Origin of the sequence: Orbus sasakiae (genome assembly GCF_039542345.1) — a bacterium.
GTDB classification, from domain to species: Bacteria; Pseudomonadota; Gammaproteobacteria; order Enterobacterales; family Orbaceae; genus Orbus; species Orbus sasakiae.
The window spans coordinates 1,527,047-1,542,986 of record NZ_BAABHY010000001.1 but is presented as its reverse complement, the minus strand read 5'-3'; the positions used below and the strand labels follow the sequence as shown (position 1 = coordinate 1,542,986).

At 36.6% G+C, this 15,940-nt stretch carries 16 protein-coding genes and 1 other RNA gene; 8 read left to right on the top strand and 9 right to left on the bottom strand.

The features are described from left to right. Positions 1 to 32: 32 nt before the first annotated feature. From leuB to tmaR, 5 genes are all read left to right on the top strand, one after another. Entirely contained in the window at positions 33 to 1,112 is a 1,080-nt protein-coding gene (leuB, locus tag ABEA36_RS06750) for a 3-isopropylmalate dehydrogenase (RefSeq protein ID WP_345490116.1), read from the top strand. 70 nt (positions 1,113 to 1,182) lie between these two features. Then, on the top strand, positions 1,183 to 2,595 hold the full coding sequence (leuC, locus tag ABEA36_RS06745) for a 3-isopropylmalate dehydratase large subunit (RefSeq protein ID WP_345490114.1): 1,413 nt from the start codon (positions 1,183 to 1,185) through the stop codon (positions 2,593 to 2,595). Between the two features lie 8 nt (positions 2,596 to 2,603). Then, on the top strand, positions 2,604 to 3,209 hold the full coding sequence (leuD, locus tag ABEA36_RS06740; protein WP_345490112.1) for a 3-isopropylmalate dehydratase small subunit: 606 nt from the start codon (positions 2,604 to 2,606) through the stop codon (positions 3,207 to 3,209). A gap of 409 nt (positions 3,210 to 3,618) precedes the next feature. Then, positions 3,619 to 6,375 carry an autotransporter outer membrane beta-barrel domain-containing protein gene (locus tag ABEA36_RS06735; RefSeq protein ID WP_345490110.1) on the top strand — a complete coding sequence of 919 codons (2,757 nt, stop codon included), beginning with the start codon at positions 3,619 to 3,621 and terminating at the stop codon, positions 6,373 to 6,375. A 232-nt stretch (positions 6,376 to 6,607) separates the two neighbouring features. Continuing rightward, entirely contained in the window at positions 6,608 to 6,928 is a 321-nt protein-coding gene (gene tmaR, locus ABEA36_RS06730) for a PTS system regulator TmaR (protein WP_345490108.1), read from the top strand. 67 nt (positions 6,929 to 6,995) lie between these two features. Here tmaR and yciH read toward each other — a convergent pair whose 3' ends face one another. From yciH to tmk, 4 genes are all read right to left on the bottom strand, one after another. Continuing rightward, positions 6,996 to 7,316, bottom strand: coding sequence for a stress response translation initiation inhibitor YciH (gene yciH / locus ABEA36_RS06725; RefSeq protein ID WP_345490906.1), 321 nt, complete (start codon positions 7,314 to 7,316; stop codon positions 6,996 to 6,998). Positions 7,317 to 7,326: 10 nt separating this feature from the next. Further along, the gene (gene pyrF, locus ABEA36_RS06720) at positions 7,327 to 8,025 is read right to left on the bottom strand and encodes an orotidine-5'-phosphate decarboxylase (RefSeq protein WP_345490106.1); all 699 of its coding nucleotides are present in this window, start codon (positions 8,023 to 8,025) and stop codon (positions 7,327 to 7,329) included. Between the two features lie 105 nt (positions 8,026 to 8,130). Further along, positions 8,131 to 9,138: a DNA polymerase III subunit delta' C-terminal domain-containing protein gene (locus ABEA36_RS06715; RefSeq protein WP_345490104.1), complete on the bottom strand. Its 1,008-nt coding sequence runs from the start codon at positions 9,136 to 9,138 to the stop codon at positions 8,131 to 8,133. Then, positions 9,125 to 9,763 (bottom strand): dTMP kinase, encoded by a 639-nt coding sequence (gene tmk, locus ABEA36_RS06710; RefSeq protein WP_345490102.1) that lies wholly within the window; start codon positions 9,761 to 9,763, stop codon positions 9,125 to 9,127. Before tmk ends, ABEA36_RS06715 begins: the two co-directional genes overlap by 14 nt. A 318-nt stretch (positions 9,764 to 10,081) precedes the next feature. Here tmk and ABEA36_RS06705 point away from each other — a divergent pair, with 318 nt between their 5' ends. Beyond that, entirely contained in the window at positions 10,082 to 10,270 is a 189-nt protein-coding gene (locus ABEA36_RS06705; RefSeq protein WP_345490100.1) for a hypothetical protein, read from the top strand. A 51-nt stretch (positions 10,271 to 10,321) separates the two neighbouring features. Here ABEA36_RS06705 and ABEA36_RS06700 read toward each other — a convergent pair whose 3' ends face one another. Then, positions 10,322 to 10,972 carry an NAD(P)H-dependent oxidoreductase gene (locus ABEA36_RS06700; RefSeq protein ID WP_345490098.1) on the bottom strand — a complete coding sequence of 217 codons (651 nt, stop codon included), beginning with the start codon at positions 10,970 to 10,972 and terminating at the stop codon, positions 10,322 to 10,324. A gap of 16 nt (positions 10,973 to 10,988) precedes the next feature. Continuing rightward, positions 10,989 to 12,260 carry an AmpG family muropeptide MFS transporter gene (locus ABEA36_RS06695; RefSeq protein WP_345490096.1) on the bottom strand — a complete coding sequence of 424 codons (1,272 nt, stop codon included), beginning with the start codon at positions 12,258 to 12,260 and terminating at the stop codon, positions 10,989 to 10,991. A 241-nt stretch (positions 12,261 to 12,501) separates the two neighbouring features. Between ABEA36_RS06695 and ABEA36_RS06690 the strand changes: the two genes are divergently transcribed. Next, complete coding sequence (locus ABEA36_RS06690) at positions 12,502 to 13,494, top strand: 2-hydroxyacid dehydrogenase (protein ID WP_345490903.1); 993 nt, start codon at positions 12,502 to 12,504, stop codon at positions 13,492 to 13,494. Between the two features lie 42 nt (positions 13,495 to 13,536). On the opposite strand, the gene ABEA36_RS06685 is transcribed toward ABEA36_RS06690, so the two are convergent. Genes ABEA36_RS06685 through galE form a run of 3 tightly spaced genes read right to left on the bottom strand, consistent with a single transcriptional unit; the run spans position 13,537 to position 15,540 of the window. Then, the gene (locus ABEA36_RS06685; protein ID WP_345490094.1) at positions 13,537 to 14,121 is read right to left on the bottom strand and encodes a Maf family protein; all 585 of its coding nucleotides are present in this window, start codon (positions 14,119 to 14,121) and stop codon (positions 13,537 to 13,539) included. Then, positions 14,118 to 14,531, bottom strand: coding sequence for a GNAT family N-acetyltransferase (locus tag ABEA36_RS06680; protein WP_345490092.1), 414 nt, complete (start codon positions 14,529 to 14,531; stop codon positions 14,118 to 14,120). The genes ABEA36_RS06685 and ABEA36_RS06680 overlap by 4 nt, the downstream gene beginning before the upstream one ends. Further along, positions 14,524 to 15,540 (bottom strand): UDP-glucose 4-epimerase GalE, encoded by a 1,017-nt coding sequence (gene galE / locus ABEA36_RS06675; RefSeq protein WP_345490090.1) that lies wholly within the window; start codon positions 15,538 to 15,540, stop codon positions 14,524 to 14,526. The genes ABEA36_RS06680 and galE overlap by 8 nt, the downstream gene beginning before the upstream one ends. Positions 15,541 to 15,788: 248 nt before the next feature. On the opposite strand from galE, the gene ffs reads away from it, so the two are divergent. After that, positions 15,789 to 15,884: signal recognition particle sRNA small type (ffs, locus tag ABEA36_RS06670), an RNA gene on the top strand. The last annotated feature ends 56 nt before the right edge of the window (positions 15,885 to 15,940 follow it).

Sequence of the window (15,940 nt, the reverse complement as noted above, 5' to 3'; positions counted from 1 at the left end):
AATAACAACGTATAAAATATTTGAGGATTATTATGTCACAGTCGTATCATATTGCAGTACTTCCCGGTGATGGGATCGGTCCAGAAGTAATGAAACAAGCTTATAAAGTGCTTGATGTTATTCGTGAAAAATATCAATTAGCGATTACTACTAGTGAATATGATGTGGGAGGTGCGGCAATTGACATTCATGGTTGCCCATTACCTAAAGATACATTAGCTGGGTGTGAAAAGGCTGATGCTATTTTATTTGGTTCAGTAGGTGGGCCAAAATGGACTAATTTACCGCCGGATCAACAACCTGAACGCGGTGCATTATTACCTTTGCGTAAGCACTTTAAACTTTTTGCTAATATGAGACCAGCAAGTCTTTATCAAGGCCTTGAAGATCTTTGTCCATTACGAGATGATATCGCTAAACGTGGTTTTGACATATTATGCATGCGTGAATTAACCGGTGGCATTTATTTCGGTTTACCAAAAGGCCGTGAAGGCAATGGTCCACAAGAACGTGCATTTGATACAGAAGTGTATCATCGTTTTGAAATTGAACGTATTGCAAGAATGGGCTTTGAAGCCGCTAAAATTCGTCGCAAAAAAGTAACTTCAATCGATAAAGCCAATGTTTTACAAACATCCATTTTATGGCGTGAAGTGGTCAATGAAGTTGCGCAAGAATACCCAGATGTTGCTCTTGAGCATATGTATATCGATAACGCAACAATGCAATTAATTAAAGATCCGTCACAGTTTGATGTGTTGCTATGCTCAAATTTATTTGGCGACATTTTATCAGATGAGTGTGCGATGATTACCGGTTCAATGGGAATGTTACCGTCTGCAAGCTTAAATGAACAAGGTTTTGGATTATATGAACCCGCAGGGGGAAGTGCGCCAGATATCGCGGGTAAAAATATTGCTAACCCTGCTGCACAAATATTGTCATTAGCATTACTTGTACGTTATAGCTTAAAACGTGACGATATTGCAAAAGCAATTGAACAAGCAGTGACGAAAGCCTTAGAACAAGGCATCAGAACGATTGACCTCGCTCGCGGTGGTAAACACGTTTCTACTGATGAAATGGGCGATACCATCTGCCGTTTAATTTAATGATTTAATGTTAGACAGGGGATTCATAAAGACACATATCCCCTGATAAATACAATAAAGGAACACCGCAATGTCACAATTAAATCCAAAAACATTGTATCAAAAATTGTATGATGCACATGTTGTTTATGAAGCTCCTAATGAAACACCCATTTTATATATTGACCGTCATTTAGTTCATGAAGTGACGTCACCGCAGGCTTTTGATGGTTTACGTGCGATGAATCGTCGTGTGCGCCAACCACATAAAACGTTTGCAACAATGGATCATAATACATCGACGAAGAGTAATGATTTAAATGCTTGTACGCCAATGGCACAAATTCAGTTAACTGAATTAGTTAAAAATGCCAAAGAATTTGGTGTGTCATTGTATGATTTAAAAAGTCCACTACGTGGTATTGTCCATGTTGTTGGACCAGAACAAGGCATGACGTTACCGGGTATGACAATTGTTTGTGGCGATTCCCATACCGCAACACATGGTGCATTTGGTGCATTGGCATTTGGTATTGGGACATCTGAAGTTGAGCACGTTTTAGCAACTCAAACACTAAAACAAGGCCGTGCTAAAACAATGAAAATTGAAGTAAAAGGCGATGTTGCTCCTGGTATCACTGCTAAAGATATTATTTTGGCTATTATTGGTAAAACGACCAGTGCTGGTGGTACGGGTTATGTTGTTGAGTTTTGTGGTGATGCAATTCGTTCATTATCAATGGAAGGACGTATGACATTATGTAATATGGCCATTGAAATGGGGGCTAAAGCCGGGATTGTTGCACCAGACGAAGTGACGTTTGCCTATTTAAAAGATCGTCAGTTCTCACCTAAAGGTGAGCAGTATGATCAAGCCGTTGCGTATTGGAAAACCCTAAAAACGGATGAAGGCGCAACGTTTGATAAAGTTGTTACATTAGCCGCAAAAGATATCGCACCGCAAGTGACTTGGGGAACGAACCCTGGACAAGTAACATCTATTGACTCAACAGTACCTAGTCCTAGTGATTTCAATGATCCAATTGAAAAGCATTCAGCAGAACGAGCTTTAAATTATATGGGACTTTCTGCCGGTACAAAAATGTCTGACATTAAAATTAACAAAGTGTTTATTGGTTCATGTACCAACTCACGTATTGAAGATTTACGTGCTGCTGCAGAAGTTGCTAAAGGACGGAAAGTTGCTAGTGGCGTTCAAGCACTGGTAGTACCGGGTTCTGGCCCAGTGAAAGCACAAGCAGAAGCAGAAGGACTTGATAAAATTTTTATTGATGCAGGATTTGAATGGCGGTTGCCTGGTTGCTCAATGTGTCTTGCGATGAACGATGATAAATTGGCTCCCGGTGATCGCTGCGCATCAACGAGCAACCGTAATTTTGAAGGTCGTCAAGGTCGTGATGCAAGAACACATTTAGTTAGCCCCGCAATGGCTGCCGCCGCTGCTATAACGGGCCATTTTACTGATATTCGTAAACCATTTTAAGGAGATTGATGATGGCTAAATTTATTAAACACACTGGCTTGGTCGTTCCTTTAGATGCTGCAAATGTCGATACGGATGCGATTATCCCTAAGCAATTTTTACAAAAAGTTACCCGTACAGGATTTGGTAAACATGCATTCCATGAATGGCGATTTTTAGATGATGCAGGCCAAAAACCGAATCCTGAATTTGTGCTGAACAAACCGCGTTATCACGGTGCCAGTATTTTACTGACGCGTGAAAACTTTGGTTGTGGTTCTTCACGGGAGCATGCACCTTGGGCTTTAGCTGATTATGGTTTTAAAACCATTATCGGATCGAGTTTTGCCGATATTTTTTATAATAATTCATTTAATAACCAATTATTATTGGTTAATCTTTCGGAAGAAGATATTGATGAATTATTTAAAATCGTTGAAGCCAATGAAGGCATTGAGTTTACGGTTGATCTTGAAAATGAAGTGGTGATTGCTGGTGATAAGCAATATTCATTTAAAATTGATGGATTCAAACGTCACTGTTTATTAAATGGTTTAGATAATATTGGTTTAACGTTACAACACGAAGATGCCATTAGCACTTTCGAAGATAAAATTCCGACATTTTTAGCTTAACGATCCCTCTTTTTGCATTGATAACTGGTTAGCCAGTTATCAATGTGCTTCATGATACCTTTTATTAGCGGCAACGGTTATTGCTAAACTGTCAGGCTGTTATTGTCACTGAATTGTTTTTTTTACTTTACATAAGCATACATTTTTTAAAATTAATTTCATTTACAGCATTAATCGGTTTAGGTTATCATTCCGTATGTTGATATATGATTTCATCATTTTTTATTAAAAACATTGATTTATATCAATACATTAATTTTTTCTTAAGTCGGTTTGGAATGATTAAAAATAATCAGTCTTAGTCTTTTTTTGTGTTTTCACCAAAGGAGGTGTTAGCGTTATCACCATTATGATTATTAAAATAATTTTGGTATTAAATCAGATAAAAAAATAACGAAAGGAAGGGAACATGATAAAAAAAATAAAATTTTCACAAAAAATCCTCAATAAAAAACTACTGACTATTTTAATTGGCTTAAGTTCATATTCGGTTTATGGTGAATGTGTTGATTTAGCGTCGGCTGCTAACAATGCTGTTAGGGCAAATGACGGCTCTACTTGTACTGCAACAAAAGAAGATTATCAAGGTAATAATACGGTTACTTCAAAAGAAAGCTCCACGTTAGAATTCACGGCAAGTTCTGTTAGTATTTCTAATCTCCATGCTAATGCAATAACCGTATTAGCTGAAAATGATGGTTCAATTATATTTGATAATGATGTAAATATTTATGTTCATAAGGCTGGTAACAGCCGTGGGGTCCAAGTTGGTTATTATTTACAAAGTGGCGCTTTACCAAGCAATATAACTGTAAAAGGTGATGCCACAGTTAATTTTCTTGGTGATACATCAGATGCTAAATATTGGAACTATGGTATTTTTGTTAATGCTGCAAAAAGTTTATTTGATGTAAAAGGGAATCTTACTATTAATAAATTCCTCAATGGAATCAATGTTGAAAATGGTGGATATGTTAATGTTGACGGAAAAACCACAGTTAATGGTTCCGGATCAGGTATTGTTTTGAATGTTGGTGAAAACAAAGCAACCTTTAACGAACTTGAAATTAATACGATTAATACTGGTATTACCATCCGCGATCAAAGCACTATCAGCAGTACGGGGAGTACGATAATTTCAACCAGTGGTTATGCTTCATCAGCAATATCAACTGGAAGTTTATTTACCGGTAGCATCTCATTAGGTGATACCAACATCAACTCTGAATCTAGCACTATTTATATCGGTGAAAATGCACAACTCACGTCTAGTGGTGATGAATCTGTGACGATAAATAATTCGCTTAATCTACAAAATACCACAGTAAATATTAAAGGGAGTGTTAGTAACACCAGTGGTGGAAAAAGTATTGTGATGGGGTATGGTGATGATACGCTAATTCAATCTGCTGGAAGTATTATTGGCGATATTTATATGGGAAATGGGAACAACCGTTATCAATTCTCTGGTGGTACGATGAATGGTAATGTATACATGGGGTATGGTGATGATGTCGCGATTATCTCCCAAGATGCTGATGTTTCAAATTTATCCCTTATCGACGGTGGTGCAGGTACAAATACATTAACACTCAATAATCAAAATATAAGCATATATACCAGTGACAGCGCTGATAAAACATTGGGCCTAGATGTTTTAAATTGGAATATGATTAATTTAGAAAATAGCCAAATTACCTTATCGGATAATCTATTTGAAGTGCCGACAACGGCAGATAATAACGTATTGAATATTGATCAAACAACGGTACTTAACACGGCCTTAGCGCAAACAACCATTTATGCAAATGTGGATAATCAAGGGACGATTAATTTACAAAATGGAGATGTGCCGACGATATTAACCATTGAAGGTAACTACGTGAGCAATGGTGGTTCATTAAAGCTTGATTCTATTTTAGGTAATGACACGTCAGTAACGGATAAATTAGTGATTACAGGGGATGTTTCTACTGGAGCAAGTGGTGCAACAGCCGTCTATATTAATAATATTGGTGGCCTAGGTGATAAAACAATAGAAGGTATCAAAATTGTTGAGGTAAACGGCACGTCAAGCGATGATGCATTTGTTCAAGGAGCACGTATTGTAGGCGGAGCTTATGATTATAAGCTTAAACAAGGTAGTAGTAGCGATACAAATAGTTGGTACTTAACCAGCGAAAGGGGAGAGACTCCTATTAAAGAACTTCGACCAGAAGCAGCATCTTATATCGGTAATTTAATGGCCGCCAATTCACTGTTTAATTTACGTTTACATGATCGTTTGGGCGAAACACAATATACTGATTTGTTAACGGGCGAACAGAAAGTCACCAGTATGTGGATTCGCTATAAATACGGTTATACAAAATATGAAGTTGGTAGTCAGTTAAACGGCAAAAATAACTGGAATATCACTCAGTTAGGTGGTGATATTGCGCAATGGGGAAATGAAGGGAAAAGTCGTTTACATTTAGGTTTAATGGCGGGATATGGGCGTAGTACGAATGATGCAAACTCTAAGTTAACAGTCTATAAATCGTCTGGTAAAGTAGATGGCTACAGTTTTGGTGTTTATGGCACATGGTATAGCAATGAAGATAGTCATAACGGATTCTATCTCGATTCATGGGCCAGTTGGAATCGTTATCATGGCTCAGTACATGGCCAAGATCAGGCAAGTGAAAAATATGATCTTAAAGGATTAACGGCATCAATTGAAAGTGGCTATACATTATTGGCTGCACAATCGGCAAATTATAATTTGCAGCTGCAGCCAAAAGGACAACTTACTTGGATGGGAGTAAAAATGGTTGACCATACTGAGAATGAAGGGACTAAAGTAAGTGCTAATGCAAATAACCTTCAGTTACGTTTAGGTTTAAAAACGATTATTGGTTATCACTCAACTGCTAACTCCGTTAATCAACAAGCGGGACAACTCTTTTTAGAGGCAAATTGGCTACATAATACGAAAGCATATAGTGTCCAAATGGATGATGTACGCGTTAGCCAAGACGGCGGTCGTAATATTGCTGAAATTAAAGCAGGTTTAGAAGGGCGTATTACACCACATACTGATATTTGGTTTAATCTAGCACATCAAGTTAGTAACCATGGTTATAGTGATACCGGGTTAATGCTAGGGCTAAAATATCTCTTCTAATCTTTTACTTTTATGGAAAAGCCCTTGCTAAAATGAGGGCTTTTTTTATTAAATTTTATACAATATACATTTATGCTTCAGATTAATCTCAAATTCGCTACTGTGCTCACATTTTTCATCACTGAAAATGACTATTAAGCTTGGATTTTTGTGCACTTTGGGTTATATATAGTATATACTTGTGAGCATCATGACATTTTATATATTAACAATTTGATATAAGGGGTTATTAATGGAAAAGGATAAAGTAACAAAACCTTCATTCCAGAGCGTATTAGAGTATGTTCGTTTATCTCGTCGTTTAAATAAACTTAAGCGTGAAATTACTGATAATGAAAAGAAAATCCGTGATAATCAAAAACGCGTTTTATTACTTGAAAATTTAAGTGACTACATTAAACCGAATATGACTTATGATGAAATTCAAGCGATCATTGCGAATATGAAGTTAGATTATGAAGATCGTGTTGATGATTTTATTATTAAAAATGCAGAAATTTCAAAAGAACGTCGCGAAATTTCAGCAAAAATGCGAGCCATGAGCAGTCATTAATGGCTAACGAATAAAATAAAAAAACCAAAACATTTTGTTTTGGTTTTTTTTTATTCATCACGGGATTTTATCCCCCAGAAAATTTAACTTTAAACCCTTTTTGCTCAAGTAACTCTTTTAGTAAATCTCGTTTATCACCCTGAATTTCAATCATGCCATCTTTAACACTGCCGCCACAACCACAGCGTTTTTTTAATTCAGCGGCGAGTTTTGTCAGTTCATTATCGTCTAAATTAATACCCGAAATAACGCTCACACCTTTGCCTTTACGACCAGCCGTCTGTTTTTGGATACGTACGATACCATCGCCTTTTGGGCGAGTAACTGTTGGTTCGACCGCTTTTATTCGACCGCCTTCAGTCGAATAAACAAGGGGATTATCAGATATGCTCATGGTTTTAATTAAGCTCTAATGTTGACAAGATACTTTTTAACGTTTTTTCTGGTTCATCTGATTGCGTGATTGGACGACCAATTACTAAATAATCAGATCCGGCAGCCTGTGCTCGTTGAGGCGTCATGATGCGGCGTTGATCATCTGGATCTGCGCCAATCGGTCGAATACCTGGCGTGACTAATTTAAAATCACTGCCTAAACGTGTTCTAAAACTTTGCACTTCTTTCGCTGAACAAACAACTCCATCGAGTCCACAGTTTTTCGCTAAGACCGCAAGTTTAGTCGCTTGTTCTAATGGTGATACATCGATACCGATTTCTTGTAAATCAACAGATTCCATACTGGTTAAAACGGTAACTGCAATTAAAAGTGGGGCATCTTTTCCGTAAGAATATAACGCATCCTTAGCCGCTTGCATCATACGTGAACCACCACTCGCATGCACATTGGTCATCCATACGCCTAAGTCAGCTGCTGCCGCAACGGCTCTTGCAACGGTGTTGGGAATATCATGAAATTTTAGATCAAGAAAAACATCAAAACCTTTATTTTGAATTTGACGAATAAAGTCAGGTCCGGCAAGCGTAAATAACTCTTTTCCTATTTTTAAACGGCAATCTGTTGGTTCGACACGATCAATAAAATTCCAAGCTGATTTAGTATCAGCAAAATCCACAGCAACAATAATCGGGGATGGCATGCTTATAATTCCTTTGTATATATAATGTCTTAATAATTAATCGAAAATGCTTGTTTAATACCACTATTATAGCAAGAGTATTCACCTATTTTGAAGCTAATTAGCTTAAGATTGTAGGATTATTTCTGATTGTGCAAGTAAATTACTTATCATGAGCTCTTGATTTAAACCATTTATCATTTGCAGCTGTTGGCGAGTCTCGTTCCAAATATGATAGAGTTGAATAATTTTTTCACTATTAAAACTTGCTATCATTCGTACCAATGGCACTTGATCACGATTAATAATAAATCGTCCTGATTTTTGTGTTGCTTTTAATCCATCACTTAATAACGAGCAAAACCAATCTATTAGCATAAATATTTGGTCATTGATAAATGTGTCGCGTAAAGACCAAAAATCACTTTCCGATAAATACGTTTGTAGGTTCTGACTAAAATGCATTCTTTTTTGCCATTGGTCTGCATGCAATAATGCAAGTGCTGCTAAGGGTGCATTTCTGTTAAGCAATAATGCCGTAGCCAATTCGTTGTCAGTATATTGTGCAGTGCCGATGTGTGATTTTAACCATATCATTGAGCCATCGAGTTCGGGAATGGTTAAAAAATAAAATTGGCATCGACTTCTAATTGTAGGTAATAGTTGACCATTATCAATATCGGAGAGTAAAAAATACGTATTTTCAGGCGGTTCTTCTAACGTTTTAAGCAACGCATTAGCTGCCGCATCCGTCATTAAAGATGCGGTTTTAACCCAAATAACTTTATTGCCACCTTGCTGGGCTCGTTCATATATTTTTTGTGATATTTGTCTAATTTGATCGATACCAATGGATTGTTTATTTTTTTCTGGTTCTATAATGTAATAATCTGGATGATGATCTGCTAAAAATAACTGACAGCTATGACAATTTTGACAAGGTTGATTATGCTTGGGAGCGAGGCACAGTAGACGCATTGCAAGTGTAGAGATTAAAATATCTTCACCGCAACCGGTTATAAACTTAATCAATAAGGCATGGTGAGCTCGTTCATGAACCAGTGGTAATGTGAGATCATGGTAAGCCTTTTTCAACCAAGGATAATGATCGATTTGATGATTATTTAATGCCATTTTCAATTAACCATGTATTTAGTTTTTGCTCAATAGAATGTGTCACATCTTCAAACGATTGCGAAGCATCAATGGTAATTATCGAGGTATCTTGAGCGGCTAGTTCTAAATAACGTTGGCGAGTACGTTCAAAAAAGTCGAGCGACTCTTGCTCGATACGATCCAGTTCTCCACGTGCTTTGGCTCGCTGTAGGCCCAGTTTAGGATCGATATCCATATAAAGTGTTAAATCAGGTTTAAATCCGTCGAGTACATTTTGTCTTAACATCGCCATAAAATGAGGATCAATTTGTCGACCACTTCCTTGATAAGCTTGCGTGGAGAGATCATGCCGATCACCAATTACCCATTGATTATTTAATAGAGCTGGTTTAATCACATTATCAATTAATTGGATTCGGGCCGCATAAAACATAAGCAGTTCAGCTTTATTCGTTAACGGTTCATTGTCTAAACCATTTTTTATAATATTACGTAATGCTTCAGCAATAGGTGTTCCGCCAGGTTCACGTGTGTAGATTAACTGCGTAATCTTATTCTGGTTTAAAACTCGTGATACTGTTTTAATTGCTGTCGTTTTACCTGCACCTTCCAAACCTTCAATGACAATAAATTTACCAAGCATATCTGATCCCTCATCGTATTGCTGCCGATTATACTATTTATCCCACAAAATGCCCATGAATTTAGTGCCTTGGTTTTGAGTAAGGTGCTTTTGGGATGATATCAAATTTCATTTCTGTGTTTTTTCAGTTGTTAAATATTTTTTTGAATTGTTATTTTTTAAAAAAAGAGGTTTTAAAGGTTTTAAAAACGTATTTTAAATGTAAAAAAGGCGTTAATTTTATTTTTTGTGTTGAAAAATAATTTTTTACATCCATAATGATATTAAACCGTTAATCGGTAAAGGTGTTGTTATTAAAATCAGTAGGAGAGAAAAGCAATGACATATGAAATGACTATAGAACAAATTGAAGATGTGCTTCGTAAAATAAACTGGGCACAGGAAATTATTAACTCTGCTCAAGAAAGTACTGAAGATGTTAAGACTGCCAACATTTTATCAGGTGTGTCTTTTATTATTGATTCAGCATCACATGACGCAGAGAAGCTATACCGATCAATGCGATAATCGCTAGACGTTTTGTTTCCTCATATTGCCCGCTTTTTTGCGGGCCTTTTTTTATAAAAATGTTGTTGTATCGTTTTGTGACCATCTATATTGTGGCGTTTGTTCATTTTTTCGATAGCCAAATGCTAAGCATAATGCCACACCAAAATTATTATTATTGAATTGTGGTTTTACTTTTTCAAGTTCAGCCATTAACTTATCATGCTGGAAACCACCAATTGCACAGGAATCAATTTGATGATATGCCGCAGCTGTCATCATATTTGCACACGGAATATAACATTGCATTTCAGCCCAATTATCCATGCTTACCCCTTGTGGTAAACCGTTTGTAAAATAATTGATAAAATACTGACATGCGGCATCTAAATCGAACGATACCCCTTGTGGTGGTAAACTACGCTGTACTGTTTGTCTTAAATACTCACTTTGCATCGTAAACTGTGACGCTTTACGGTAAAGAACAATGATTAAATGTGAACTACTGCTGATTTGCGCTTGACCGTAGCAGATAGGTTTTAATTGTTGTTTTAATGCTTCATCACTAATTACCACAAAATGCCAAGGTTCCATTCCAAAAGACGACGGCGAAGTGCGGCCTGCTTCTAAAATATACTCAATATCTTGTGATGAGATTTTTTTTGTCTCGTCAAATACTTTACAAGCGTGACGAAAATGAAAGGCTTGAGTCAGTTTATCCATGTAATCTCCATTTAATTTATTTTTTTACTTGCCATGGCGCGACTTTAAAAAGTAGAAGCATACCAGGAATAGCAAGTATGGTGCATAACCAGAAAAAGTTTGTCCAACCAAAATACTCAACCATAAATCCAGTCGAAGCATTGATTAATGTGCGTGGAATTGATGCAAAACTGGTAAATAAAGCAAATTGTGTTGCGGTATAAAGTGGATTCGTCGTTTTAGCAATAAATGCAACAAATGCAGCTGAACCTAATCCTACGCCAAGCGCTTCAAAACTAATGACTAGCGCAAGGATAATGACTTGGTGGCGACTAATAACGTCAAAAGGTCCTTCGATAGACAGCCAAACAAATCCTAAAATAGAGACAACTTGCACGATACCAAATAACCATAATGCCCGATTGATACCTATTTTTATCATCAATATCCCGCCAACAAGGGCACCGATTACACTTGGCCATAATGAGGCATTTTTAGCGATAAGTCCGATATCAATTCGGCTATACCCCATTTGCAAATAAAAAGGCGTTGCTAATGATGTGGCCATACTGTCACCTAATTTATATAGAAATATAAAAGCAAGGATTAACAGCGCTGATTTAATTCCGTTACGTTGGATAAATTCAATAAAGGGTTTAGTGATGATATCTTCAATCTTATGTTTAGTTGGTACCTGCGTACTCACTTCTTTGACTAATAAAGTCATTAAAATAGCTGGAAACATGAAACAACCCGTCACGATAAAGACAATGTCCCATGAAAAATAATTCGATAATATGAGTGATAAGGAACCCGGTACTAGCCCTGCAATACGATATGCATTAATATGAATGCTATTACCTAATCCAAGCTCTTTATCTGACAGTAATTCACGCCGAAATGCATCTAAAGCCACATCTTGTGTCGCGGAGAAAAATGCAATTGCAAAACTAAGCGACGCAATTAAGAGAATGTCAAGTTGAGGTGAAAAAAATCCAAGGCATACGATAATGATGAAAATAGCTACCTGTGAAAGTAGCATCCAACCTCTGCGTCGCCCTAAATGGAATAATGACATATTATCCATAAATGGAGCCCATAAAAATTTCCAAATATAGGGCAACTGGGTCAGGGTAAAGGCTCCGATTGTTTTAATGTTAATGCCTTCACTTTCTAACCATGCAGGCATTAGTTGTATAAGTAAATAAAAAGGTAATCCTGAAGCAAAACCCGTAAAGACACAAATTAACATTTTAGTGTTAAAAATTGTACTTAAAATAGGCTGTTTATTGTCTTGTACACTATTCATTAAACTGATAACAATATCTTTATTTGATTCGCGAATGGAAATTCATTTTAGTATAACATAGGAAACACGAAGGGAAAGATAGAACATTGTAAACAGCCGTGATGTTTTCAGTAATATTTTCATTATATACATGGTCAGGAATAATTGCTGATATCGATTTATCTTTGCTGTGGATTGTGCTATTAATTAAGCCAGTAAATTAACCATCCCGTAGCAAGAATGAGGTTATATGAAAAGTAAAATGAAAGTTGCCGTTTTTAGTAGTAAACACTATGATCGAGAACACCTTGAAATGGTGAATAAACGTTTTGGTTTTGAGATTGAATATTACGAGCATAAACTAAGTTGTAAAACCGCAATTACGGCTAAGGGGTTTGACGCTGTTTGTATTTTTGTTAATGATGAAGCGGATAAAAAAGCACTCAAAGAGCTATCAACTTTAGGCGTCAAAATTCTTGCGTTACGCTGTGCAGGTTTTGATAATGTAGATTTAAAAGAAGCTGAAAAACTGGGCATAACGGTGGTGAGGGTACCCGCTTATTCTCCAGAAGCTGTTGCCGAGCATGCGATTGCGTTGATGATGACGCTCAATCGCCGTACGCATAAAGCCTATCAGCGTACTCGTGACGCTAACTTCTCATTAGAAGGTTTAACCGGTTTCAATATGCATAGCCGTACTGCTGGTGTAATAGGGACGGGTAAAATTGGTTTAGCGGTGATTCGTATCTTAAAAGGATTTGGTATGAATATTTTAGCTCATGATCCTTATCCATCAGATGTTGCTGTTGAGTTAGGCGCGAGATATGTGAGCTTAGATGAGTTATATGCAAATTCAGACGTTATTACTTTACATTGCCCAATGACACCTGAAAATTATCATTTATTAAATGAACAATCATTTAATAAAATGAAAGATGGTGTCATGATTATCAATACCAGTCGTGGCGCTTTACTTGATGCTGTTGCTGCTATTGAAGCTTTGAAACAATCAAAAATTGGGGCGTTAGGTATGGATGTTTATGAAAATGAACGCGATTTATTTTTTGAAGACAAATCAAATGATGTTATTCAAGATGATGTATTTCGTCGATTATCAGCATGCCATAATGTCATCTTTACTGGCCATCAGGCATTTTTGACGCAAGAAGCACTATTGAATATTTCAGAAACAACCTTATCCAATATTGAAGCGATTCATGATGGTAAAGTGTGTTTAAATGTTGTAAAACAATAATTGATTTAGTCCCCAAGCAGTAAACTGGCTTGGGGACTCTATTTAAGACAGTAAGAGTGGATTAAATCCCATATTGATCATAATTTTATTGAGCTTAATTAATGGTAATCCAACTAGCGTATTAATATCATCTCCTTCAAGTTTATCAAATAATGTAATACCCAATTCATCACATTTAAAGCTACCAGCACATTGTAGTGGTAACTCTTTAACGACATACGATTCAATTTCAGCACATGATAACGTTCTAAACTTAACTTTAAATGGCTCACAAATTGTGGTTATTTGTTGACTATGACGGTGTATAACACAAAGTCCAGTATAAAAATCTACGGTTTTACCACTGCTATTATGTAATTGCTCAATTGCTTTCTCAATGGTATGGGGCTTACCAATAATTTGACCATCAAGCACACCGACTTGATCTGACCCAATTACGAGATGATGAGGGTATTGCTGTGCAACAGACTGGGCCTTTATTTGTGACAGACGCAGTACCAGTTCAGGAGCACTTTCATTCATTAATGGTGTTTCGTCACAATTAGGTGCAACACATTCGAATGGAATTAAAAATTTTTCGAGTATTTTTTTACGTGATACTGACGTAGATGCAAGAATAATGTTCATATTAATGGTTCTAATCGTGTCCAGGCTGAAGGATGGGCTTGAAAACCTATGTGTGAGTAATAGTCGATAGCTTGAGGAGCGGCTAATAATATCACTCTACACCCGGGTTGAGTATGGTTTTGTACCTCTTTTATCAACTGTTTACCAATACCTTGTCTTTGATAGTGTTCATCTACCGCCAAATCCGATAAGTAAGTTGAAAAAACAAAATCAGTGATGCAGCGAGCCATCCCTACCAAAGATTGCTGAGAATCCCAAGCTGTAATAATCAGATTTGCATTATCTAACATTGCTTGAAACCGAATTTTATCCGTAATTGGGCGCCTTGTTCCTAATGAACAGTTGGAATATAACGTTACAGCATCTTCTATGTGTGGCTTGATATCTGAACGATATGTGATGTTACTCATCAGGATATCCATTGGGATTTTTGACCTGCCAATGCCAACTGTCTGAGGTCATTTGGTCTAATGTATGTTTTGCATGCCAATTTAGCTCTAGCTTTGCTTTTTTTACATCAGCAAAACATTCTGCTATATCTCCAGCCCTTCTTGCGACTATTTTATAATTAATCGGTGCTCCACATGCTCGAGAAAATGAATCGATGACCTCTAAAACACTGTTACCTATTCCTGTACCCAAATTATAAATATGAACTCCTGAGTCATTCATTTTCTTTAATGCATCAACATGCCCTTGTGCCAAATCTTCGATATGAAGATAGTCACGAACACCAGTACCATCTCGAGTAGGGTAATCATTACCATAAATAGATAAACATTCACGTTTGCCAATTGCAACTTGAGTTATATATGGCATTAAATTATTTGGGATGCCCTGTGGATCCTCGCCCATCAATCCTGATGGATGAGCACCAACCGGATTAAAGTAACGTAACAAACATATACTCAGTTGTGGGTTTGCTTGATAAAAATCAGTATAAATTTGTTCTACCATCAATTTGCTCGTGCCATAAGGATTAGTCGTTTTACCCGTTGGCATTGATTCAATAAATGGTGGGGTATTATCTTCACCATAGACGGTTGCTGATGAACTAAAAATAATATTATTAACTTTATTATCTCGCATTACTTGTGCCAAACAAATTGAACCATATATGTTAACTTCGTAGTATTCTAATGGTTTTGTCACTGATTCCCCAACCGCTTTTAGACCTGCAAAATGAATAACAGCAGAAATAGAATGTTTCTTGAAAATCGAGTCGACATAGGCTTTATCGCGAATATCGCCATAATAAAACTGAGGTAGATGTCCTGTTATTTTTTCGATACGTTTTAAGACACTTTTTTTACTATTATATAAATTATCAATAATAATGGGTGTATAACCAGATTCAATTAATTTAACACAAGTATGACTACCGATATAACCAAGGCCGCCTGTAACCAAAATATTCATCGTTTAGATCCCATTACAATTTACGAACGGTTTAGTATAGCGTGAGTGAACTAATAAATATAGCGCATGGGATAAAATAGAATGGAATTCATGTACCAACGTTGAGTTATCTAGTATCTATAGGTTGCTTTTTTGTTTGGTAAATGAACACTTAAATAAGATAAATTATACAATTTGAGCGATTGCCATTATTTTTATTGTGTTTTACTGATGATTAAAGGATAATGTCAGCTCTTCAATGGAGGCTCTATGGGTCCTCTTGCAACATTTGCTTGCTCACTAGGTCAGGTCCGGAAGGAAGCAGCCAAAGTAAGTTATATGTGTGTGGGATGTGGCTGATAGGGTCTCCTCCAGTTTTAATCTTTTCATTCTAAATCTTTTTATCTTTATGCTTTGTGAT

What these genes read in the sequence shown, in the direction of transcription:
- leuB (WP_345490116.1), top strand. Translation starts at nt 33, where the DNA reads ATGTCACAGTCGTATCATATTGCAGTACTTCCCGGTGATGGGATCGGT.
- leuC (WP_345490114.1), top strand. Translation starts at nt 1,183, where the DNA reads ATGTCACAATTAAATCCAAAAACATTGTATCAAAAATTGTATGATGCA.
- leuD (WP_345490112.1), top strand. Translation starts at nt 2,604, where the DNA reads ATGATGGCTAAATTTATTAAACACACTGGCTTGGTCGTTCCTTTAGAT.
- ABEA36_RS06735 (WP_345490110.1), top strand. Translation starts at nt 3,619, where the DNA reads ATGATAAAAAAAATAAAATTTTCACAAAAAATCCTCAATAAAAAACTA.
- tmaR (WP_345490108.1), top strand. Translation starts at nt 6,608, where the DNA reads ATGGAAAAGGATAAAGTAACAAAACCTTCATTCCAGAGCGTATTAGAG.
- pyrF (WP_345490106.1), bottom strand. Translation starts at nt 8,025, where the DNA reads ATGCCATCCCCGATTATTGTTGCTGTGGATTTTGCTGATACTAAATCA.
- ABEA36_RS06715 (WP_345490104.1), bottom strand. Translation starts at nt 9,138, where the DNA reads ATGGCATTAAATAATCATCAAATCGATCATTATCCTTGGTTGAAAAAG.
- tmk (WP_345490102.1), bottom strand. Translation starts at nt 9,763, where the DNA reads ATGCTTGGTAAATTTATTGTCATTGAAGGTTTGGAAGGTGCAGGTAAA.
- ABEA36_RS06705 (WP_345490100.1), top strand. Translation starts at nt 10,082, where the DNA reads ATGACATATGAAATGACTATAGAACAAATTGAAGATGTGCTTCGTAAA.
- ABEA36_RS06700 (WP_345490098.1), bottom strand. Translation starts at nt 10,972, where the DNA reads ATGGATAAACTGACTCAAGCCTTTCATTTTCGTCACGCTTGTAAAGTA.
- ABEA36_RS06695 (WP_345490096.1), bottom strand. Translation starts at nt 12,260, where the DNA reads ATGAATAGTGTACAAGACAATAAACAGCCTATTTTAAGTACAATTTTT.
- ABEA36_RS06690 (WP_345490903.1), top strand. Translation starts at nt 12,502, where the DNA reads ATGAAAGTTGCCGTTTTTAGTAGTAAACACTATGATCGAGAACACCTT.
- ABEA36_RS06685 (WP_345490094.1), bottom strand. Translation starts at nt 14,121, where the DNA reads ATGAACATTATTCTTGCATCTACGTCAGTATCACGTAAAAAAATACTC.
- ABEA36_RS06680 (WP_345490092.1), bottom strand. Translation starts at nt 14,531, where the DNA reads ATGAGTAACATCACATATCGTTCAGATATCAAGCCACACATAGAAGAT.
- galE (WP_345490090.1), bottom strand. Translation starts at nt 15,540, where the DNA reads ATGAATATTTTGGTTACAGGCGGCCTTGGTTATATCGGTAGTCATACT.